This is a genomic window from Methylobacillus sp. MM3, assembly GCF_001645185.1.
Classification (GTDB): Bacteria; Pseudomonadota; Gammaproteobacteria; order Burkholderiales; family Methylophilaceae; genus MM2.
In genome coordinates, this window is the sequence record NZ_LXTQ01000041.1 from 1 (window position 1) to 392 (window position 392).

The window sequence follows — 392 nt, forward strand, 5'->3', positions numbered from 1 at the left end:
GACAAATCGTGAGTCAAGTAGTGGATTAAAGACAATGTTTAAAAACTTCAAAATATTATTGAAGACGCCACGTTTTGTATTACCAATGCTCATTCAAGGTATGACATTTGTAATATTATTTACTTATATTTCTGCGTCTCCGTTTATTATTCAAAAAATTTATGGCATGACTGCAATACAATTTAGTTGGATGTTTGCAGGAATTGGTATTACGCTCATTATATCAAGTCAACTTACTGGGTACCTTGTTGATTTTATAGACTCACAAAAATTGATGAGAGGCATGACGATGATTCAGATTATCGGTGTAATTTTAGTGACGATTGTATTGCTTAATCATTGGAACTTTTGGATTTTAGCGATAGGATTTATCATTTTAATAGCACCAGTGA

1 pseudogene is annotated in these 392 nt (G+C 31.9%); it reads left to right on the forward strand.

What is annotated here, in order from left to right:
* Positions 1-34: 34 nt before the first annotated feature.
* Positions 35-392: pseudogene (locus A7976_RS11835) on the forward strand (Bcr/CflA family drug resistance efflux transporter); the annotation flags it as partial.